The sequence below is a fragment of the Curtobacterium sp. MCSS17_008 genome, assembly GCF_003234185.1.
Lineage (GTDB): Bacteria > Actinomycetota > Actinomycetes > Actinomycetales > Microbacteriaceae > Curtobacterium.
The window spans coordinates 1-20408 of the sequence record NZ_QKSM01000016.1 but is presented as its reverse complement, the minus strand read 5'-3'; the positions used below and the strand labels follow the sequence as shown (position 1 = coordinate 20408).

Sequence of the window (20408 nt, the reverse complement as noted above, 5' to 3'; positions counted from 1 at the left end):
CGCATGCACGTCATCCTGGTGCCCGGCTTCTGGCTCGACGCGAGCGCGTGGGACGAGGTGACGCCCGTGCTGCAGGAGGCGGGGCACTCCGTCCAGGCGATCACCCGCACGGGCGACACGCTCGACGAACAGGTCGCCGGCATCGTCGCCGTCCTGGACACGGTGGCGACGCCCGCGGAACCCGTCGTCCTCGCCGGGCACTCCGGTGCGGGACCGATGGTGCTCATGGCCGCCGACCAGCGGCCGTCGTCGGTCGCCCACCTGCTCTACGTCGACACGTTCCCGGGGCCCGAGGGCGGGTGCGTCAACGACGAACTGCCCGTCGTGGACGGGGTCGTGCCCCTGCCCGCGTGGGACGTGTGGGAGCCGGCGACCGTGCGGGGCATGACGCCCGCGTTGCGCGAGGCGTTCGAGCGGCGGGCGGTCCCGGAGCCCGCCGCGGTGGCGACGGACCGGTTCCACTACGCGGACCCGGCGCGGCACGGCATCCCGGCGACGGTGATCACGTGCGAGATCCCGGCGACCGACCTCGCCGCCATGGTCGCGGAGCACCACGCGTGGACCACCGAACTCGTCGCGACCGAGGACCTGTCGATCGTCGGGCTCGAGACCGGGCACTGGCCGATGGTCACCGTGCCGCAGCAGCTCGGCGAGCTGATGGTGCAGGCGCTCGCGCCGAAGCCGACGGACGGTCCGTAGCGCGCGGAGCCGTGGTCCCGTCCTGGTCGACGCCGCGTAGCGTCACGACCCGTGGACGTGACAGCGTGGACCCAGTGGTCGGCGGCGGGTGACTACGACGTCGCCAGGTTCGTGCTGCAGCGCGGTGTCGCCGCGATCGCCTGCCTGGCGTTCGTCTCCGCGCTCCTGCAGTTCCCCGCCCTGGTGGGGGAGCGCGGGCTGCTGCCCGTGCCGCGGTTCCTGCAGCGGCCGTACGCCCGGACACTGCCCGTGGTCTGGCGGTGGTGGCGGTACACGGACCGACGTCTGCGCGTGCTCGCCGGCGGGGGAGCGGTGGTGTCCCTCGCGCTGGTGCTCGGGCTACCGCAACGCGGGCCCTGGTGGGTGCCGACGGTGTGCTTCCTGCTGCTCTGGCTGGCGTACCTGTCCGTCTCCGACGTCGGGCAGACCTTCTGGGCCTTCGGGTGGGAGTCCCTGCTGGTCGAGGCGCTGTTCACGGTGGCGTTCCTCGGCGCCGACGACGTCGCACCGCCGATCGTCGTGCTCGTCGCCCTGCGGTGGCTCGTGTTCCGGCTCGAGTTCGGCGCCGGGATGATCAAGATGCGCGGCGACCGGTCGTGGCGGGACCTGACGGCGCTGTACTACCACCACGAGACGCAGCCGATGCCGAACCCCCTGTCGCGGACGGCCCACCTGCTCCCACGCCCCGTGCACCGGTTCGAGACCCTCGGCAGCCACTTCGTGCAGCTCGTCGTGCCGTTCTTCCTGTTCGCCCCGCAGCCGGTCGCCTCGGTGGCTGCGGCGCTCGTGCTCCTCACCCAGCTCTGGCTCGTGGTGTCCGGCAACTTCGCGTGGCTCAACTGGATCACCCTCGTGCTCGCCTTCGCGGCGGTCGACGACCGGTCCGTCGCCGTGGTGCTGCCCGGGCTCGAACCCCTGCTGTCGCAGGGTCCGTCGGCCACGCCGGTGTCGTTCGTCGCCGTGACGGTGGTGGTCGGCGCACTGCTCGCCTGGCTCTCCTGGCCCGCCGCGAGGAACCTGGTGTCGCGCCGGCAGCTCATGAACGCCTCGTTCAACCGCTGGCACCTGGCGAACGCGTACGGGGCCTTCGGCAGCGTGACGCAGCAGCGGGACGAGGTCGTCGTGGAGGGGACGCTCGCCGCGGTGCCGGCCGAGGACGACTGGGTGGCGTACGAGTTCCGGGGCAAGCCGGGGGACCCGTACCGGCGGCCCCGGCAGTTCGCGCCCTACCACCTGCGGTTGGACTGGCTGATGTGGTTCCTGGCGCTCGGGGCGGACGACGGCTGGTTCCGGGTGTTCGTGGTCCGGCTGCTCGAGGCGGACCGGCCGACACTGCGCCTGCTCCGACGCGACCCGTTCGACGGGCAGCCGCCGCGGTGGGTCCGGGCGCGCGTCTACCGGTACCGTTTCGCGACGCGGGCCGAGCGGCGTGCGACCGGGCTCTACTGGGTCCGGCAGGAGCGCTTCACGCTCGTGCCGCCCACCGGCCTCGGCGAGGGCCGGTCGCGGTCGCGACCCTGAGCGGGACGGGACACGGACGGCGGGCGCACACCGCGCCTCCCGGCTGGACGGACGGCGGGGCCGGACGGCAGGGCCGGACGGCGGGGCCGGACGGGAGGCCCGGCTTGCGACACGCGCGGCCGTCCCGTAACGTGAACCCCTGGTCCGCCGCGTCCGCGTGGCAGACCCAGTTGTTCCAAGCCCTCCGACCGTCGCGAACGCCGCGGTCGCGCGGCGTCCACAGGCCCTTCGACAGGGTCCGCGGACCTGGGCGGTGCGCACAACCCCCTCGCAGTCCACCCGGTGGTCCTGCGCGTGCGCACCAGGCAAGTGAACTTGGGTGCGGCCGTCCGGTCGCACGGTACCTCAGGAGGAAACCATGGCAGCAGTGTGCCAGGTGACCGGAGCCACCCCCGGCTTCGGACACAACATCTCGCACTCGCACCGCCGGACGAAGCGTCGCTTCGACCCGAACGTGCAGAAGAAGACGTACTACGTGCCCTCGCTTCGTCGTAACGTCACGCTCACGCTCAGCGCGAAGGGCATCAAGGTGATCGACGCACGCGGCATCGAGTCCGTCGTCAAGGATCTCCTCGCCCGTGGGGAGAAGATCTGATGGCCAAGAAGGGTCAGGACGTCCGTCCGATCATCAAGCTCCGCTCCACCGCGGGGACCGGGTTCACCTACGTGACCAAGAAGAACCGTCGCAACAACCCGGACCGCCTCGTGCTCAAGAAGTACGACCCGGTGATCCGCAAGCACGTCGACTTCCGTGAGGAGCGCTAAGCATGGCGAAGAAGAGCAAGATCGCGAAGAACAACCAGCGCGCCGAGGTCATCGCGCGCTACGCCGAGCGTCGCCTCGAGCTGAAGAAGGCCCTCGTGGACCCGAACGGCACCGACGAGTCGCGTGAGGCCGCCCGCGTCGGCCTGCAGAAGCTCCCGCGCGACGCGTCGCCGGTCCGCTACCGCAACCGCGACGCCATCGACGGTCGCCCCCGTGGCCACCTCGGTGAGTACGGCATCAGCCGTGTCCGCTTCCGCGACATGGCCCACCGTGGCGAGCTGCCGGGCATCACGAAGAGCTCCTGGTAGGCACCAGCACCACCGAACGCCCCGTCCCTCCCGAGGGACGGGGCGTTCGTCGTTCCCGGTCCACGCGGGGTACATCGTCGCCACATCCGTCACTCGGACCCCTCCCGACCCTCCACAACCCCGGAAATCCGGGCGAGTCGGTCGTCCGGGCCCCGCTCGGCTGGTAGGTTCGCTGACGGTTCCGCCGGGCGTGCTCGTCCGCGGGGCCACCACGTCCAGGGCACCCCGCTCCGGGCGGGCGGGCGTCCCGGACGTCCCACCGACACTGCAAGAAGTCCGAGGAGGACATCCATGGCTGACAAGTCACTGAACCGCACCGAGCTCGTCGCTGCCGTCGCGCAGGAGTCCGGCCAGAGCCAGGCCACCGTCAACGGCGTCGTCGACGCGCTGTTCAGCGTCGTCTCGTCGTCGGTCGCCGAGGGCACCAAGGTCACGATCCCGGGCTGGATCGCCTTCGAGAAGACCCACCGCGCCGCGCGCACCGGCCGCAACCCGCAGACGGGTGACGCCATCGAGATCGCCGCGAGCGACTCGGTCAAGGTCAGCGCCGGCTCGAAGCTCAAGGCTGCCGTCAAGTAAGACCGCTCAGCACCACCGGAAGGGACGGCCTCGGCCGTCCCTTCCGTCGTTCCCGGGCGGCTCGCGCGTCCGCGCTGCCCCGGCCTGTCCTGCACGGTCTGGAGGCACGGCCCACCGCCCACAGGTCGTCCCACCCGACGTGCCGTGGTCGGCCGGGCACCGCCTAGGCTTGTCGGGTGGACCGGATCGCACGCATCGCCGGCCCCGCCGTGCTGCTGCTCGTCGGGTTCGTCTCGCTCCTCGTCGCCCTCGTGATCGGCGGCGGGGCGGATCGAGCGCTCATCGCGGACCCGGGCGCGGTCGTGCGCTTCGGGCTCCCGATCGCACGGCTGGTCGTCGACCTGTCCGCGGCGGCGACCATCGGCGGGCTGGCGCTCACCGTCGTCGGACTGTCCCGCACCCGCCCCGAGTGGGACCGCGCGATCGACGTCGCCGCCGGTGCCGCCGGTGTCTGGACGGTCGCCGCCGCCGTCACGACGTTCTTCACCTTCCTGTCCGTCGCCGGGTCGACCGTCAGCCTCGACGAGCAGTTCGGCCAGTCGATGGGCGTGTTCCTCACCGGCACCGACCTCGGCACCGCGTGGCTCGTCACCGTGCTGGTCGCCGCCGCGGTGACGGTGCTCTGCTTCGCCGTCCGCGGGCGCGGCATGGTGGCGTTGACGGCCGGTGTCTCGCTGATCGGACTGGTCCCGCTCGCGCAGCAGGGACACGCGTCGGGGACGGCCAGCCACGACTCCGCCGTCACCGCACTCGGCCTCCACCTGGTCGGCGCGGCGCTGTGGGTCGGCGGGCTGCTGCTCGTCGTCCTGCTCCGGAACGTCCTGACGGGGGACCGGTTGCCGCTCGTCGTCGCGCGGTACTCGAGCATCGCGCTCGGGTGCTTCGTGCTCCTCGCGGTGTCGGGCGTGGCGTCGGCGCAGATCCGCGTCGGCGCACTGGCGGACCTGACCAGCCCGTACGGCGTCCTCGTGCTCGTCAAGTCCGCGGCGCTCATCGGCATCGGGGTGCTCGGCGCCGTGCAGCGTCGGCGCGCGATCCGGTCCCTGACCGAGGAGCCGGAGCGACGGGGACCGTTCTGGACCCTCGTGCTCGTGGAGCTCGCGGTCATGGGCGTCGCGAGCGGGTTCGCCGCGGCGCTCGGGCGCACCGCGACCCCGGTCGGCCAGGTCGCGCTGAGCCGGACGACGAACCCGACCCCCGCCGAGCTCCTGACCGACGACCCCCTCCCCGGCGACCCCGGCACCTGGGGCTGGCTGACGGCGTGGAACATCGACCTGTTCTGGCTGCTGGCCGCCGTGCTCGCCGCGGCCGCCTACGCCGCCGGTGTCGTCCGGCTCCGTCGTCGTGGTGAGCACTGGCCGGTCCGTCGCACCATCGCCGCCGCGATCGCCCTCGTCTCGTTGGTCGTGGCGACCTCGGGGTCGTTGCACACCTACGACCGCTTCCTCGTCTCCGCCCACGTCGGCGCACACGTCCTGCTCGGTCTCGTCGTGCCCGCGCTCGTGTGGGCAGCGGCGCCGGTCCAGCTCGTCCGGGCCGCCGTGCACCGCCGGACCGACGACTCCACGGGAGTGCGCGAGTGGACCGGCCTGCTCGTGGCCAACGGCGTCACCCGGTACCTGGCCCAGCCGTTCCCGTCCTTCGTCGTGCTCGCTGCGGTGTGGTGGGGGCTCTACGCCACGCAGGTCCTCCGCTGGTCCGTGAGCGACCCGTCCGGGCGCACCCTGGTCGACGTCGCGCTGCTGCTCGTCGGGCTGCTCGCCGTGCCCACGCTCCTGACCCCGGTGGCGGCAGGGGCCCGGGCGGCGAGCGCGGGCGCAGCCCTCGTGCGGGTCGTCGGCGCCCTGGTCGTCGCAGCCGGCACGGTGTCGCTCGGCATCGCGATGCAGGGGCCGCTCGGCCTGCTGCAGGCGTCCTGGTTCGGTGCGATGGGGCGTGCGTGGGGCCCGACGCCGCTGGACGACCAGGCTCGTGCCGGGGTCGTCCTCGTCGTCGCGGGCGTGCTGCTCGTCGTGACCGTCGTGCTGGTGGCCCTGGTGCGCCTCCGGAGCGACCGGGCTGACCGTGCCGTGAGCGACCGGGCCGGCCTCGCCGTGGCCGGCCGGGCCCCCGCTGTCGCGACGGTGCACCCGGAGGCGGCGGACCCGGAGACGGCGGACACGGAGGCGGCGCACCCGGAGACGGCGCACCCGGGATCGGCGTCGGGGACGGCCGCGCGGTGAGCGTCGAACTCAGCGCCGAGCAGCGTGCGGTGTTCGAGTACATCGAGCACACCCGTGACCACGTCTTCATCACCGGGCGGGCCGGCACCGGCAAGTCGACGCTGCTGAACCACCTGTCGTGGAACACCGAGAAGCAGGTCGTGATCTGTGCCCCGACCGGTGTCGCCGCGCTCAACGTCGGCGGCCAGACGATCCACTCGCTCTTCCGGCTGCCGATCGGCCTCATCGCCGACGCCGAGCTCCGGCAGGGCCCGGAGACCCGCAAGCTCCTCAACACGATCGACACCCTGGTCATCGACGAGGTCTCGATGGTGAACGCCGACCTGCTCGACGCCATGGACCGCTCGCTCCGCAAGGCCCGCGGGCGGCACTTCGAGGCGTTCGGCGGCGTCCAGGTCGTCATGTTCGGCGATCCGTACCAGCTGCCGCCCGTTCCCGGCGACGGCGACGAACGCGCCTACTTCACCGACCACTACCGCTCGATGTGGTTCTTCGACGCGAAGGTCTGGCTCGAGGCCGAGCTGCACATCGTCGAACTCGCCACCGTGCACCGGCAGCGCGACGACGCCTTCGCCGCGATGCTCACCGCGGTCCGTCACGGCCGTGTGACCGCCGACATCGCCGGGCAGCTCAACACCGCGGGCGCACGGACGGCACCCGACGACGCGATCACCCTGGCGACCCGGAACGACACCGTCGCCCGGATCAACAAGGCCGCGCTCGACCGGCTGCCCGGCAAGGTGAAGACCGCGCGGGCCGACGTGAACGGCGACTTCGGCGGGCGGAACTTCCCGGCGGACGAGGCGCTCGAGCTGAAGCCCGGCGCACACGTGATGTTCCTGCGCAACGACCCGGACCAACGCTGGGTGAACGGCACCCTCGGCGTGGTGACGACGATCCGCGACACCGTCTGGGTGGACGTCGACGGCGAGTCCTTCGAGGTGCAGCCGTCCGTCTGGGAGAAGTTCAAGTACTCGTACGACCCGGACAAGAAGGAACTCAAGAAGGACACCGTGGGGGAGTTCCAGCAGTTCCCGCTGCGGCTCGCGTGGGCGGTGACGATCCACAAGTCCCAGGGGTCGACCTACGACCGGGCGGTGGTCGACCTCGGCAACCGGGTGTTCAGCGCCGGCCAGACGTACGTCGCGCTCTCGCGGTTGACCTCGCTCGAGGGGCTCTACCTGACCCGGCCGCTGCGACCGCAGGACATCATCGTGGACCTGGACGTCCGTCGGTTCATGTCCGAGGCACCCCGGGTCGTCGCGACGGAGCTCGAGGCGGCCCGCCGCCCCGACGACGCCTGACACGACGGCGGTCCTGCGTCCAGCAGGAGCCCGGTACGACGACGCCCCGCCCACCAGCAGGTGGACGGGGCGTCGCGGACGAACCGGGGGAGGCGTCAGGCGCGAGCGGCCGCCCGCAGCGCGCGGACGTTCTCGCGGTCGGCGCCGAACGCGGTGAGCAGCAGCACGACACCGACGATCGCGTGGAACAGGTTGTCCGCGAAGGTCAGGGCGAAGACGTTCGCGGACGTCCCGCCGAGCGCGAAGCCGTAGACCGCCATCACGACGAGCACGACACCGACGAGACGGTTGCCGTTCCGCGAGCCGATGGTGGTGCCGGGACCCGTGATGAGCAGCACGACGGCGAGCAGCACCCAGAGCAGGCAGAGCGCGGGGTTCACGCCGAACGCGTTCCAGAGCATCCCGCCCTCGCGGCTGAAGAAGCCGGGGTCACCGTCGGCGGCGAAGAAGAAGCCGAGGAAGCCCCAGAGGGCCAGGAGCGATCCAGCCGTCAGGGCGAGGGCCCGGTTCGGCGACGCCGTGATGCTCGGTTCCTTGATGGCCACTTCGGTCTCCTCCTGGTACAGGGTGGTCGCACCGGACGAGCCGGTGAGGGGAGCCGGTGCCGCCGTGCGCCGTGCGCGGGCGGAGCGGCCGTCGGATCCGGAGGTGGCTGACCCCTGGTTCACAGGCGCGGACCGGCGGACCAACGGTATCGTGTCGGGCCCCGACCGTCCGAATCGCACCCGCGGCACGAGCCGGACGAGGAGACCGATGACCGCCACGCCGAGGAGGACCACGCCGGTGACCCGCACGCCCGAACGCATCGCGCCCGAGTCGCGGGTCCCGTTGGTCTCACGACGGTTGCGGTGGGCGCTGCTGGCAGCTCTGGGGTTCGTGATCGTGCCTCTCGTCTACGCCGCCGCCGTGCTGACGCCGATCGGGCAGCGGGTCGAGGACGCCGCGCTCGGCGGGGTCCGGGAGTCCGACCTGTTCGGGTCGGACACTGCACTGAACGTCATCTCGGTGCCGGTCATCCTGTTGCTGGTGATCGTGATCGCCGCCGTCGCGTTCGCCCGGCGCCGGCTCGCGGTGGGGCTCGGAGCGGGCGTCGTGGTGCTCGCGTCGGCAGCCACCTCGACGCTCGTCAAGCGTATCGCCGAGCGCCCGGAGATCGCCCAGTCAGAGACGCCGAACTCCTTCCCGTCGGGGCACGCGACGATCGCCCTGGCGGCACTGTTCGCCGTGCTGCTCGTCACGCCACGGCGGTGGCGGTCCGTCGTGACGGTCGTCGGGACGGGGTACGCGGTGTTCGTGGCGAACCAGACCGTGGTGTACGGGTGGCACCGGGTGAGCGACATCGTCGGCGCGTGCGCGATCGCCCTGTTCTGGCTCGGGCTCGTGCGTGCGGTCGGCCCCCGCGTCGACCGTGGCGAGCGCGGTGACCGCGACGGCCGACGTGGCCCGCGCCGGGTGCTGACGGTGGTGCTCCTGCTCGCGACCGGGGTCACCTTCCTGGTCGCGCTCGTGGCGCTCGTCGTCGCGCTCACCGGCGGAGCGGACGTCCACGGCGCCGTGCTCGTGGCCGGACGCATGGCCTCGAGCGCGAGCGTACTGGCGGTCGTCGCGGTCGTGTGGCTCGCCGACGGCCTGCACCACGCGGCGCGGACCGACACCCGGACACTGCCGCCGCGACGCTGAGCGCCCCCTGCACCTCCCGGCGCTGGCGGGAATGTCCGGGGCTGCGGTACGTTGTACCCACCAAGTCGATGCAAACGCATCGAACTGAGCAGCCAGCACCAGGAGGCGGGCACCATGCAGTTCGGGATCTTCACCGTCAGCGACGTCACGACGGACCCCACGACCGGGACCACGCCGGACGACACCCAGCGCGTCCGGGACATCCTCACGATCGCCGAGCACGCGGACCAGGCCGGCCTCGACGTCTTCGCCACCGGCGAGCACCACAACCCGCCGTTCGTCGCGTCGAGCCCGACGACGATGCTCGGCTACCTCGCCGGTCGCACGGAGCACATCACCCTGTCGACGAGCACCACCCTCGTCACCACGAACGACCCGGTGCGCATCGCCGAGGAGTACGCGATGCTCCAGGTGATCAGCGACGGCCGCATGGACCTCATGATGGGGCGCGGCAACACCGGCCCGGTCTACCCCTGGTTCGGGCAGGACATCCGCCAGGGCGTCAACCTGGCGATCGAGAACTACGCGCTCATCCGCCAGCTGTGGGAGAACGACGTCGTCAACTGGCAGGGCAAGTTCCGCACGCCGCTGCAGGGCTTCACCTCGACCCCGCGTCCGCTCGACGGCGTGCCGCCCTTCGTCTGGCACGGTTCGATCCGCACACCCGAGATCGCCGAGCAGGCCGCCTACTACGGCGACGGCTTCCTGCACAACAACATCTTCTGGCCGATCCAGCACACCGAGCAGATGGTCGGGCTGTACCGCCAGCGCTTCGAGCACTACGGGCACGGCACCGCCGACCAGGCGATCGTCGGCCTGGGCGGGCAGTTCTTCGCGCGGAAGAACTCGCAGGACGCGTGGGACGAGTTCCGCCCCTACTTCGACAACGCCCCGGTGTACGGTCACGGCCCCTCGATGGAGGACTTCACCGCCCAGACCCCGCTCACGGTGGGGTCGCCGCAGCAGGTCATCGACCGGTACGCCACGATGAAGGACCACGTCGGGCACTACCAGCGCCAGATGTTCCTCATCGACCACGCGGGCCTGCCGCTCAAGACGGTGCTCGAGCAGATCGACATCCTCGCCGAGGAGATCGTCCCCGAACTCCGCAAGATCAACGACGAGGGTCGCCCGGCCCACGTGCCGTCGGACCCGCCGTCGCACGCCGACCGCGTGGCCGCGGCGCTCGCCGCGGGGACCGTGGGCAGCGACCACGTCGCGGCCGAGGACGAGTGGACGGGCGCGTCCGTCTGATCACGTGACCCCCTGACGGCCTGGAGGCGCGGTGCCGGCCGGCACCGCGCCTCCCGTCCGTCGCGGCCCGCGACCACGGCACCGGCACCGGCACCGGCCGAGTCTCGGTCACAGCGACCGATCTCGCGCGTCTCGCTCCACGATCCGTCGCTCACACCGAGTCTCGGGGCGCTTCCGGCGCCACGGGCCGCGCGGGCACCAGCTTGAGCCCGACCACGCAGCCGACGATGCCGGCGATGAACAGCAGGCGGAGGAAGGTGACGGGCTCCGCGCCCGTCGCCATGCCCCAGAGGACGGTGAGGGCTGCGCCCGTGCCGGTCCACACCGCGTACGCCGTGCTGATCGGGATGTGCTTGAGCACGTAGCCGAACGCCACCAGGCTCACGACGATGGTGACCGCGAAGAGCGCGGTCGGACCGGGGACGGTGAAGCCGTCGCTCGCGCCGAGGGCCGTGGCCCACACGGTCTCGAGTGCGGCGCTGACGAACAGGACGAACCACGCCACCTCAGCTCACCACCTTGAGGCCGACCACGCAGGCGACCAGCCCGAGCACGAGCGCGACGCGGGTGAGCGACGCGGCCTCCTGGCGGCGGAGGATCGCGACGACGACCGTCAGCGAGGCCCCGATGCCGACCCAGACGGCGTACGCGGTCCCGACCGGGATCGCCTTCATGGCGAACGCGAGTCCCACCATGCTGGCCACCATGCCGGCGACGAACACGATCGTCGGCACCAGCTTCCTGAACCCGTTCGACGCGCTCAGTGCGGTGGCCCACACCGCCTCGAGCACGCCGGACAGGACGAGCACCACCCATGCCATGTCGGTCCCTCCGTTCGTCGCCCCGGAGTCGTACGAGTGTGCGACTTCCGTGGAGACGACGGTAGCACGAGTCGTACGACCGTGCGAGTATGGGCCCGTGACCACCCGTGAGGACCTCGAGCAGCGCCGACTCGACGTGTCCGCTGCCGCCTGCCGCGTGCTCGCCCGCGACGGCCTCGGCGCGCTGAGCGTCCGCGGCGTCGCGGCCGAGGCCGGGCTGCCGCCGAGCACCGTGCGGTACGTCTTCCCGACCCAGGCGGCGATGCGCGAGCACACCATCACGCTCGTCTTCGACCGGACGCGCGAACGCATCGACGCGATCCCCACGGGGCTGCCCGACACGGAGACCGCGCGCCGGGTCCTCCTCGAGCTGTTGCCCCTCGACGACGAGCGCATCGTGGAGCTCGACGTGTACCTGGCGCTCGGCAACGCCGCGCTCACGGATGCGGACCTGCGGCCGGCGCTCGACCGGGTGGTCGCCGAGATGCGGGCGTGGTGCGACCGGATCGTCGCGCTGGTCGGCGTTCCCGAAGACCAGCGAGCGGACGAGGCCTGCCGGCTGCACGCGCTCGTCGACGGCCTCGCGATGCACGTGGCGCGGCTCGACGCGGGGGAGTCCGGCGAGTGGGCGATCGCGCTGCTCGACCGACACCTGGCCGGCCTGCCCACCGACTGACACCCGGCGCCGCGCGGCTCACGGGCTGACCACGGCGGTCCTCGCCTATCCTGTCCCGGTGACGAGCGCTCCCCCTCGCCCCGCCCCCACCCGCACGCTCACCGGCCCAGGCCTGGTGCTCGGTGCCGTCGTGGTGCTGCTCGGCGTGCGCGTGGTCTCGCCGAACGTCGGGGCCGCCGGGCTCCCCGACGTCGTGCAGGACTTCCTGACGCTGGCGATCAGCGTCGTGGTCGAGTCGCTGCCGTTCGTCGTGCTCGGCATCGTGCTCTCGATCGTCGTCGAGGTGTGGGTGCCCGCCGGCGTGCTCGAGCGGATCCTGCCGGAGCGTCCGATGCCGCGGCGGGCCGTGATCTCGTTGATCGGCATGCTCTTCCCGGTGTGCGAGTGCGGCAACGTCCCGCTCGCGCGGGGCCTCATGATGCGCGGGTTCACCCCGGCCGAGGCGGTCACGTTCCTGGTCGCCGCGCCGATCCTCAACCCGCTCGTCATCGTCTCCACCGCGCAGGCCTTCGGATGGTCGGGATGGATCCTGGTCGTCCGGATCGTCGGCGGCTTCGTGCTCGCCAACCTGGTCGGGTGGATCGTCGCCGCGCACCGTCGTCCGGCCGAGCTCCTGCTCCCCGCGTTCGAGGCCCGCTGCCGTGCCGCCGTCGGGGCCCCGCCGTCGCGGAACCGCTGGCGCGAGAGCGCGTCCCAGTTCGGCGGGGAGACCGCGACGATGATGCCCGCGCTGTTCGTCGGTGCGGGGCTCGCGGCGGCGATCCAGGTCGCCGTGCCCCGGTCCACGCTCGTCGCGGTCGGCGCGAACCCGGTGCTGTCCGTCGCCGCGATGATGCTCCTGGCGATGACGGTGTCGCTGTGCTCGAACGTCGACGCCTTCTTCGCGCTCTCCTTCGCCTCGACGTTCCTGCCGGGGTCGATCACGGCGTTCCTGCTCATCGGGCCGATCATCGACGTGAAGATGATCGCCCTGCTCCGGACGACGTTCCGCGCACGCTTCCTGGTGCTGCTCGCCGTCGTCTGCGTCCTGTTCACGGCAGCGGTCGGGTTGGTGATGAATGTCCTCGTCTGAGAAGGCTCCCGCGTACCTCGGGCTCGGGTCGGTGCTCGCGGTGGCGCTCTGCACGCTGTGGCTCGCGCTCGTCGGGCACCTCGACCTGTACATCAACCCGCGGTACGACCTGTTCACGATCGTCCTGGCCGCGGTCGCGGTGCCGGCGTCGGTGGCCGGGCTCGTGGCCGTGGCGCGAGGGCACGGCCACGAGCACGGCGACGGAACAGCGCACGACGGCCAGGCGCACGACGGCCACGCGCACGACGACGAGACCGCCTACGAGCAGGGATCCGACGCCGCACGGACCGTCAGCCGCCGCGCACCCGGGGCAGCGCGGGTCACCCGTGGCGTGCTCGGCGGCATCGCGGCCCTGGCCACCGTGGGCGTCACCGTCGCCATGCTCGTGCTCCCGCCGACGACCCTGTCCGCCCGCACCGCCCAGCAGCGCAGCGTGGACACCGCCACGCTGTCGAACGCCACGGGCACCCAGGACGTCGCCCTGCTCGGCAGCGAGGGCGTCGACACCTCGGAGTACGGCGTGAAGGACTGGGCGTCGCTCATCCGCCAGACCACGGACACCACGGCGCTCGTGGGCAAGCAGGTGGAGCTGTCCGGCTTCGTGGTGCCCGGGGCCGACGGTTCCTTCACCCTGACCCGCTTCGTGATCAGCTGCTGCGCCGTCGACGCCCAGCCCGTCGGGCTCGGCGTCGTCGTCGACGGACCCGTGCCGGACGCCGACCAGTGGGTGCGCGTGACGGGCAAGCTCGCGGCGAACCCGGACCAGTCCGCCGACGCCCGCATCGTCATCCGCGCCGCGACGGTCCGCGACATCGACCAGCCGACGGACCCGTATGAGTACTGATCCGCAGGGCACCGGCCCGCTCCGCCGCCGGCCGCGCGACCGGTACCGCCTCCGGCTCGTCGCCTCGCTCACCGTGTTCGTCCTCGTCGGAGCCGTCGCCGCCGTCGTCGGCTTCCAGCAGGGACCCCGGCTGCGGGACGTGACGTACGACCCCACCGGACTCGTCACGCGTCCGGCGCAGCGCGTCATCCTCACCGCGAACCAGGCCCTGCAGCGCGTGCCGGCCGACGCGGTCACCGTGACGCCGTCGGCACCGCACACCGTCACGTCGAGCGGCAACACGATCGCGGTCGAGTTCGCCGGCCCGCTCGCCTACGACCGCTCGTACGAGATCGCGGTGGCCGGGGTCCGCGCTCCCGGGCAGCCCGCGACGTCGGAGCTCCGCACGACGATCACGACGGGGAGCACCGACGTCCTCGCCCTGGTGCCGGGAGCGTCGGGCGGCGAGGACCGGATCGTGCGGCGGTCCCTCGACGCCGGCGGCGCCACCACCGTCTACGCGGCGACCGGCATCACCGAGTACGCCCGGCTCGGACGCTCGCTCGTCGTGGTGCGCGGCGGCGACGGGAGCTCGACCGTCGAGATCGTCCCGCTCGCGGGAGGGGTGCAGGACGACAGCACCCCGGTCGAGCGGCTGACCCTGCCCACGAGCGACGGCCGGGTGACCGCGCTGCACGTCGCGGACGACGGGGCATCGTTCGGGTTCGAGTACGCGGACACGTCGACGGGGCAGTCCCGCGACGTCGGGCTGTACGTGGTCGACATGACCGGCACGCACCTGCCGACCGCGATCGCGGCGGACGGGAAGCCGACCACGGGCGCCGTCCCGCTGACCGTCGCACAGTGGGCGTACGTGCCCCGGACCGAGAGTGCCCTGGTGCGGACCGGCTCGGACGACCTGGTGCTCGTCGACATGAGCGGGCGGAACGACCCGGTCCGGCTCGGCAGCGCCACCTACCTGCACGGCTTCGTCGGCACCGGCACCACGGCCGTCGTCGAGACCGGCACCGGGATCGTCCGCCTCGACCTGACCGACGGGGAGCGGACGCCGATCGCCGCGCCCGAGGGCAGCACCGACGCGCCGTACCTCGGCCGGATCGCCCAGCTCGGCGACGACACCTACGTGCGGGTCGTCGGCGACGTGCGGCCGGACGGCACCCTCGCCCAACGGATCGTGCGGGTGGAGGGGAGCCGCGCCTCCCGGCTGCCCGTCAGCGTGCCCGAGGACGCGAGCGTCACGGCGGTCTGCCCGTCCCCGAACAGCCAGTTCCTCGCCGTCACGACCGCGTCCGCGTCGAGCGACCTGGTCAGCATCGTGGACGCCACCTCCGGTGCGCTCGAGGCGAGCGTGCAGGCGTCCTCGGTGGACTGGTGCGGCGCGCTGCCCTCCGGCGACGAGGTCGGCTGACCCCACCGTGCCGCCGGCGGGGCGTCAGTGACGCAGCGTCTGCTTCGGGTACTCGCCGAACCGGCGCAGGTACTCGCCGGAGAACCGGCCCATGTGCGTGAAGCCCCACCGGGCGGCGACCTCGGCGACGGACGTCGAGCCCGGCTCGGCGCGGACCAGGTCGTCGTGCGCACGGCGCAGCCGGACCTCGCGCAGGTACTGCATCGGCGTCCGGTCGAGCGTCCGCTGGAACGACTCCTGCAGGCCGCGCACGCTGAGGTCCGCCGCCTGGGCGATGTCGGACACCGTCAACGGCTCGTGCGCTCGGGAGTGGATGGTCTCGACCGCGGCACGCATCCGGGCGCTGCGGTGCTCACCCCAGGCGGTCGGCGCGGGCTCGCCGTGGAAGCGGTACATGTCGAGCAGGGAGCGCACGACCTCGCGCTGCGACTCGTGCCACGCCAGCGAGTCGGCGCCCTCGTCGCGGAGTGCCCGCACCGACGACGCGACCGAGCCGCGCCACCGCTCGACGGCTGCTGCCGAGGGCGGCGTGAACCGGTCGAACTGCAGGGAGCCGTCGACCAGGAACCGCTCGGCGGCGACGTCGAGCACGAAGTCGCGGTCGAGGTGCACGAGCCGCTGGTCCCAGTCGCGGTAGTCCATCTCGAAGCGCTGCTCGATCGGGAAGAGCACCGGCACGCCGTGCTCCATGCGCACGGCGTTCCGTCCGGTGTCGACGGTCGCCGCGCCGGAGTCGATCCACTGCACGACGACCTCGCCCTCCACGGCCACGTCGCCGCGGAGGTTGCCGTGCATCTGCGAGCGGCGGATGCTCATGCGCTCGTCGCCGACCGCGACGTAGCGGTACCAGTAGTCGTCGTCGACGTGGGCGGAGTGCCAGGCCTTGCCGGCGTACATACCGGCCAGGTCGGCGATCGCCTTGTCGGTGTCGTTGCCGGACACCGACACCAGGGAGCGGAGTCCCTCGTTCGTCGTGTTGTCCATCGGTCGAGCCTCTCGCGTTCCTGGGACAAGGGCCGGCGTGCCGCGTGAGACGGACCGTCCGCCCGCGTTGCACGGATACGCCCGTGTGACCGGAAGGGGGCGGACGGGAGGCGCGGCACGTGCTGGCACCGCGCCTCCCGTCCGTCGTGGCCGCCTGCGGATCGCAGGGGGACCGGGACCGGGACCGTCGGCCGGCGGCCGACGGGTGGTCGCGTCAGGCCAGGGTGGCCGTGTCGATCACGAAGCGGTACCGGACGTCCGACGACAGCACACGCTCGTACGCCTCGTTGATGCGGTCGGCGCTGATGAGCTCGGTCTCGGGCAGGATGCCGTGCTCGGCGCAGAAGTCGAGCATCTCCTGGGTCTCCGCGATGCCGCCGATGTTCGAGCCGGCGAAGGTGCGGCGGGCCCCGATGAGCGAGAACACCGGGACCTCGAGGGGTTCCGACGGGGCGCCGACGTTGACGAGCGCGCCGTCGACCTTGAGCAGGCCGAGGTACGACGCCAGCGGGATCTTCGCGGACACCGTGTTGATGATCAGGTCGAACGAGCCCCGCAGGCGCTCGAACGTCTCCGGGTCCTTCGTCGCGTGGTGGGCGACCGCGCCGAAGCGGAGCGAGTCCTGCTCCTTCGCGGTGGTCTGCGACAGGACCGTCACCTCGGCGCCGAGCGCCGCGGCGATCTTGACGCCCATGTGACCGAGGCCGCCGAGGCCGACGACGGCGACCTTCTTGCCCGGGCCGGCGCCCCAGTGGTGCAACGGTGAGTACAGGGTGATGCCGGCGCACAGCAGCGGCGCGACCTTCTCGATGTCGAGCGACTCCGGCACGCGCAGGACGAAGTCCTCGTTAACGACGACGGCCTCGGAGTAGCCGCCCTGGGTGATCGAGCCGTCGGCGGGGTCGACGCCCGCGTAGGTCTGGATGTTGCCCTTGAGGCAGTACTGCTCCTGGCCGGCGACGCACTGCTCGCACTCGCCGCAGGAGTTCACCATGCAGCCGACGCCGACACGGTCGCCGACGCGGTGCTTCGTGACGTCGCTGCCGACGGCGGAGACGTGGCCGACGATCTCGTGCCCGACGACCTGCGGGTACTGGATCTCGCCCCACTCGCCGCGGACGGTGTGGATGTCCGAGTGGCAGATGCCGGCGTAGGCGATGTCGATCTCGACGTCCTTCGGACCGAGGTCACGGCGGGTGATGGTGGTCTTGACGAGCGGCTCGGTGGCCGACGGTGCCGCGTACGCGTTGACGGTGCGCATTGGTCTCCTCGTGGGTGGTGCTGTGCGGGCCGGGTGCGGCCCGCAGACCAGTGTGACCGCACGTCCCGCGGGCAGGGAGGTTGCGATGGGGTCCCCCTCGTGGCGGGGGACGGCGCGTCGCGGCGGCTCGGCTCGCGGTGGCTCGGCTGGCGGCGGCTCGGCTCGGCTCGGCTCGGCTCGGCTCGGCTCGGCTAGCCCTCGGCGCCGGTGTCGTCGTCGCGCGCGCCGACCGGCTTCGACTCCGGCGACCCGCGTTCGCGCAGGAACACGGAGAGCACCACCATGCTGCCGACGGCCAGGAACTCGGACTGCCAGTTCTGCAGCGTCCGGTTCCAGAAGTCCGCGCTCGTCACGTAACCGATCCAGGTGACCGGCGGCTCGAGCGACGCCAGCTGCTCCTCGTTGAACGCGACCGTGCCCGCGACCGACTGCGCGAGCCAGGACAGCACGAACACCGTCCCCATCACGATGAGGAGCGAGTGCGAGAACAGCGTCTGGCGCAGCCCGACCGCGGCGGCCGACCGCGGTGAGCCGGGTCGCGCCGCTGCGCCCACCTCCTGGTCGTGGTCGGACTCGCGTCCGACCCCCGACGGCTCCTTGGACTCCGGTGACCCGCGCTGCACGAACCACACGGTCGCCCAGATGTAGAGCAGGAACTGCAGGTACTCCGACTGCCAGTTCTCGGCCACGTCGGTGGCGAAGGAGGACGACGTCACGTACTCGCCGTAGCCGATCGTCGCCAGGCCCTCGGCGGTCTGGGTGTCGTTGAAGGCGTACCAGCCGGCGAACGACTGCCCCACGAGGGCGAGCAGGAAGAGCGCACCGAAGAACAGGCTCAGCGAGTTCTGGCGGACGAAGTGTCGCACGCCGTCACCGCCCCAGCAGCCCGATGGTCAGGAAGGACGCCAGGCCGACCGCGATCACGACCAGGTAGGCGATGTACATCTTCCGCATCTCAGCTCCCGTCGACGGTGCACTCGTAGGGAGCGTCGGGCACCGGCCGGCACCCCGCTGCCCGCACCAGCCACGAGTCACCGGAGCGGGCGAGGAACACGGCGTGCCGGTCGGACTCGACGATCGCCGCCCGCCCGTACACCTGCGTCCGGCCGTCCTCGGGGGTCGGCAGGTCCAGGGCGGTCACACCGTCGGCGCAGGACCTGCCGGTGCGGTCCTCGACGTCCTCCCGGGCGTCCGGCACGAGCAGTGCGCACGCGGCGCGACCGTCCCCGTGCGCGACGTCGCGGAGGAAGCGGTCGGCGGTGGCCATCGCGTCCACGCGGGTGCTGCCGCCGGCGCTGCACCCCGTCAGGGCGAGCACGGACACGACGATCGCGAGGACCGTCGCGGTGGCGGTCGGTGTCGGGGCGGGCGTCGATCGCATGCTCTCGGACTACCGCAGCAGCGCTCGGGGGACGCTCGGGGTCCGCGCGCATCGAGCAGGAGCCGGTCCGCCGTGGTCGGGCCCGTGCCCCTCAGCCGACGAGCCTCGCCAGCCGCTGGCCCGCGATCGTGGCGAAGCGCAGTGGGTCACGGAGGGCGTCGTCCGGCTCCCCGGTGGTCTGCGTGGCGAGCACCACGAGCGAGGCCGCTGCGTCGAAGTCGTCGAGCGGCGCCTCGATCTCGCCGGCGACGAGGAGCGCCCGAGCACCCGGGGCGTGTTCCGCCGCGAGTGCCCGCACGACCGACGGCACCTTGCCCGCGGCGCTCTGCTCGTCGTAGCGGCCCTCGCCGGTCACCACGACGTCCGCACCGTCGAGCAGCCGGGGGAGCCCGAGCACGTCCGCGACCGCACGCGCTCCCGGAGCGAGCGTCGCACCCCACGCCAGCAGCCCGAACCCGACGCCGCCCGCGGCGCCGGCACCGGGCGTCGCCGAGTCGACCTCGGGGAAGTGCCGGGTCCAGTCGGCGAGCCGGGACTCGAACGACGGGGCGTGCTCCGCGGTGATGCCCTTCTGCGGTCCGAACACGGCGACCGCGCCCTCGGGCCCGAGCAGCGGTGAGGTCACGTCGGTCAGCACGACGACGCCACCCGCGGGGACGGCTCGGAGCGGACCACGGGCGATCCCGTCGTCGCGCACGACCAGCCCGAGGGCCTCGAGCACGGACCGTCCGCCGTCCGTCGACGCACTGGCACCGATGCCGAGCACGAGTCCGGTCGCGCCGCCGTCGAGCGCCGCCGCGATCGCCTCGCCGAACCCTCGGCTCGTCGCTGTGTCCGGCGCCAGCACGCCGCCGAGGAGCGGGAGGCCGCTCGTCGCCGCGAGCTCCACGACGGCGCGGCCGTCCGGCAGTCGGAGCCAGTGGGTGTCGACGGGTGTGCCGGCGGGCCCGGTCACCGTCACGGGCACGCGTTCGCTGTCCGGTACCGCCGCTGCGAAGGCGTCGATCGTGCCCTCGCCGCCGTCGGCCATCGGCACGACGACGACGTCGTCGTCCGGCCGTTCGCCGAGCCAGCCGGCGCGGATCGCCGCGGCGGTGTCGGCCGCGGTGGCGGTGCCCTTCATGGAGTCCGGAGCGATGACGACGCGCACCGGACCACCGTAGCCCGACCGGGGACCGTCCTCGTCGTCGGGCCGGGCGGGCGCCGGGCGAGCACCGGGCGCCTCCCGTCCGGCGTGCCCTGTCCGTCCTGCGAGGCCCGGTGCGCCGACGGCGCCCGTCGATCCGCCGGTGCCGCTCAGCCTGGGAGCGCTCGGACCCGCGACGCGCGTTGTGTGGCGGACGACGAACCCGCCGAAGCCGTCCCGAGGCAGACGGGTCGACCACGAGGAGGAACACCGTGAAGGCTGTCGTGTACAAGGGCCCGTTCGACGTCCAGGTCGAGGACGTCGACGACCCGAAGGTCGAGTCACCGCTCGACGTCATCGTCAAGATCACCACCGCGAACATCTGCGGGTCGGACCTGCACCCCTACGAGGGGCGGGTCGACTTCGAGTCGGGCATGGTCCTCGGCCACGAGAACATGGGCGTCGTCGTCGAGGTCGGCAGCGGCATCAACCGCATCAGCGTC

23 protein-coding genes are annotated in these 20408 nt (G+C 72.5%); 15 read left to right on the top strand and 8 right to left on the bottom strand.

Going from position 1 to position 20408, the window contains the following annotated elements; translation table 11 throughout:
* Window positions 1–3: 3 nt before the first annotated feature.
* The 8 genes from DEJ23_RS13435 (at window position 4) to DEJ23_RS13400 (ending at window position 7398) form a co-directional block, all read left to right on the top strand.
* Entirely contained in the window at window positions 4–699 is a 696-nt protein-coding gene (locus DEJ23_RS13435; RefSeq protein WP_111240745.1) for an alpha/beta fold hydrolase, read from the top strand.
* A gap of 51 nt (window positions 700–750) precedes the next feature.
* Window positions 751–2220 carry a lipase maturation factor family protein gene (locus DEJ23_RS13430; RefSeq protein ID WP_111240744.1) on the top strand — a complete coding sequence of 490 codons (1470 nt, stop codon included), beginning with the start codon at window positions 751–753 and terminating at the stop codon, window positions 2218–2220.
* 358 nt (window positions 2221–2578) lie between these two features.
* Window positions 2579–2815 carry a 50S ribosomal protein L28 gene (gene rpmB / locus DEJ23_RS13425; protein ID WP_022903747.1) on the top strand — a complete coding sequence of 79 codons (237 nt, stop codon included), beginning with the start codon at window positions 2579–2581 and terminating at the stop codon, window positions 2813–2815.
* Window positions 2815–2985, top strand: a complete 171-nt coding sequence (gene rpmG / locus DEJ23_RS13420) for a 50S ribosomal protein L33 (RefSeq protein WP_022908193.1) — start codon at window positions 2815–2817, stop codon at window positions 2983–2985. The genes rpmB and rpmG overlap by 1 nt, the downstream gene beginning before the upstream one ends.
* Before the next feature lie 2 nt (window positions 2986–2987).
* Window positions 2988–3293, top strand: coding sequence for a 30S ribosomal protein S14 (rpsN, locus tag DEJ23_RS13415; RefSeq protein WP_022903745.1), 306 nt, complete (start codon window positions 2988–2990; stop codon window positions 3291–3293).
* 291 nt (window positions 3294–3584) lie between these two features.
* A complete protein-coding gene (locus tag DEJ23_RS13410; RefSeq protein ID WP_111226856.1) occupies window positions 3585–3872 on the top strand; it encodes an HU family DNA-binding protein in 288 nt (95 codons plus the stop codon).
* Between the two features lie 176 nt (window positions 3873–4048).
* The gene (locus DEJ23_RS13405) at window positions 4049–6094 is read left to right on the top strand and encodes a cytochrome c oxidase assembly protein (protein ID WP_111240743.1); all 2046 of its coding nucleotides are present in this window, start codon (window positions 4049–4051) and stop codon (window positions 6092–6094) included.
* On the top strand, window positions 6091–7398 hold the full coding sequence (locus DEJ23_RS13400; RefSeq protein WP_111240742.1) for an ATP-dependent RecD-like DNA helicase: 1308 nt from the start codon (window positions 6091–6093) through the stop codon (window positions 7396–7398). Before DEJ23_RS13405 ends, DEJ23_RS13400 begins: the two co-directional genes overlap by 4 nt.
* Before the next feature lie 95 nt (window positions 7399–7493).
* Here the strand turns inward: DEJ23_RS13400 and DEJ23_RS15805 are convergent, their stop codons facing one another.
* The gene (locus DEJ23_RS15805; RefSeq protein ID WP_181429269.1) at window positions 7494–7943 is read right to left on the bottom strand and encodes a DUF4383 domain-containing protein; all 450 of its coding nucleotides are present in this window, start codon (window positions 7941–7943) and stop codon (window positions 7494–7496) included.
* Between the two features lie 238 nt (window positions 7944–8181).
* Here DEJ23_RS15805 and DEJ23_RS13390 point away from each other — a divergent pair, with 238 nt between their 5' ends.
* Complete coding sequence (locus DEJ23_RS13390; RefSeq protein WP_181429268.1) at window positions 8182–9078, top strand: phosphatase PAP2 family protein; 897 nt, start codon at window positions 8182–8184, stop codon at window positions 9076–9078.
* A gap of 114 nt (window positions 9079–9192) precedes the next feature.
* The gene (locus DEJ23_RS13385) at window positions 9193–10332 is read left to right on the top strand and encodes a CE1758 family FMN-dependent luciferase-like monooxygenase (RefSeq protein WP_111240740.1); all 1140 of its coding nucleotides are present in this window, start codon (window positions 9193–9195) and stop codon (window positions 10330–10332) included.
* A gap of 151 nt (window positions 10333–10483) precedes the next feature.
* Here the strand turns inward: DEJ23_RS13385 and DEJ23_RS13380 are convergent, their stop codons facing one another.
* Both DEJ23_RS13380 and DEJ23_RS13375 read right to left on the bottom strand, forming a co-directional pair.
* Window positions 10484–10837: a multidrug efflux SMR transporter gene (locus DEJ23_RS13380; protein WP_111240739.1), complete on the bottom strand. Its 354-nt coding sequence runs from the start codon at window positions 10835–10837 to the stop codon at window positions 10484–10486.
* Between the two features lies 1 nt (window position 10838).
* The gene (locus DEJ23_RS13375; RefSeq protein WP_111240738.1) at window positions 10839–11153 is read right to left on the bottom strand and encodes a multidrug efflux SMR transporter; all 315 of its coding nucleotides are present in this window, start codon (window positions 11151–11153) and stop codon (window positions 10839–10841) included.
* 97 nt (window positions 11154–11250) lie between these two features.
* Between DEJ23_RS13375 and DEJ23_RS13370 the strand changes: the two genes are divergently transcribed.
* From DEJ23_RS13370 to DEJ23_RS13355, 4 genes are read left to right on the top strand one after another with little or no spacing between them, the layout of a single operon-like run.
* A complete protein-coding gene (locus DEJ23_RS13370) occupies window positions 11251–11829 on the top strand; it encodes a TetR/AcrR family transcriptional regulator (protein ID WP_258375546.1) in 579 nt (192 codons plus the stop codon).
* A 58-nt stretch (window positions 11830–11887) separates the two neighbouring features.
* On the top strand, window positions 11888–12901 hold the full coding sequence (locus DEJ23_RS13365; protein ID WP_181429267.1) for a permease: 1014 nt from the start codon (window positions 11888–11890) through the stop codon (window positions 12899–12901).
* Window positions 12888–13745: a TIGR03943 family putative permease subunit gene (locus DEJ23_RS13360; protein ID WP_111240736.1), complete on the top strand. Its 858-nt coding sequence runs from the start codon at window positions 12888–12890 to the stop codon at window positions 13743–13745. The genes DEJ23_RS13365 and DEJ23_RS13360 overlap by 14 nt, the downstream gene beginning before the upstream one ends.
* Window positions 13735–15153 carry a hypothetical protein gene (locus DEJ23_RS13355; protein ID WP_111240735.1) on the top strand — a complete coding sequence of 473 codons (1419 nt, stop codon included), beginning with the start codon at window positions 13735–13737 and terminating at the stop codon, window positions 15151–15153. The genes DEJ23_RS13360 and DEJ23_RS13355 overlap by 11 nt, the downstream gene beginning before the upstream one ends.
* Window positions 15154–15177: 24 nt before the next feature.
* Here DEJ23_RS13355 and DEJ23_RS13350 read toward each other — a convergent pair whose 3' ends face one another.
* The 5 genes from DEJ23_RS13350 to DEJ23_RS13330 all read right to left on the bottom strand — a co-directional run bounded on the left by DEJ23_RS13350 (window position 15178) and on the right by DEJ23_RS13330 (window position 19929).
* Window positions 15178–16137, bottom strand: a complete 960-nt coding sequence (locus DEJ23_RS13350; protein WP_111240734.1) for an AraC family transcriptional regulator — start codon at window positions 16135–16137, stop codon at window positions 15178–15180.
* 214 nt (window positions 16138–16351) lie between these two features.
* Entirely contained in the window at window positions 16352–17398 is a 1047-nt protein-coding gene (locus DEJ23_RS13345; RefSeq protein WP_111240784.1) for an NAD(P)-dependent alcohol dehydrogenase, read from the bottom strand.
* 191 nt (window positions 17399–17589) lie between these two features.
* Complete coding sequence (locus DEJ23_RS13340) at window positions 17590–18264, bottom strand: DUF6766 family protein (RefSeq protein WP_111240733.1); 675 nt, start codon at window positions 18262–18264, stop codon at window positions 17590–17592.
* 89 nt (window positions 18265–18353) lie between these two features.
* On the bottom strand, window positions 18354–18779 hold the full coding sequence (locus tag DEJ23_RS13335; protein WP_111240732.1) for a hypothetical protein: 426 nt from the start codon (window positions 18777–18779) through the stop codon (window positions 18354–18356).
* Between the two features lie 91 nt (window positions 18780–18870).
* The gene (locus DEJ23_RS13330) at window positions 18871–19929 is read right to left on the bottom strand and encodes a glycerate kinase (RefSeq protein ID WP_111240731.1); all 1059 of its coding nucleotides are present in this window, start codon (window positions 19927–19929) and stop codon (window positions 18871–18873) included.
* 248 nt (window positions 19930–20177) lie between these two features.
* Between DEJ23_RS13330 and DEJ23_RS13325 the strand changes: the two genes are divergently transcribed.
* Window positions 20178–20408: alcohol dehydrogenase catalytic domain-containing protein (locus DEJ23_RS13325; protein WP_181429266.1), on the top strand; the 231-nt coding region annotated here is incomplete at its 3' end.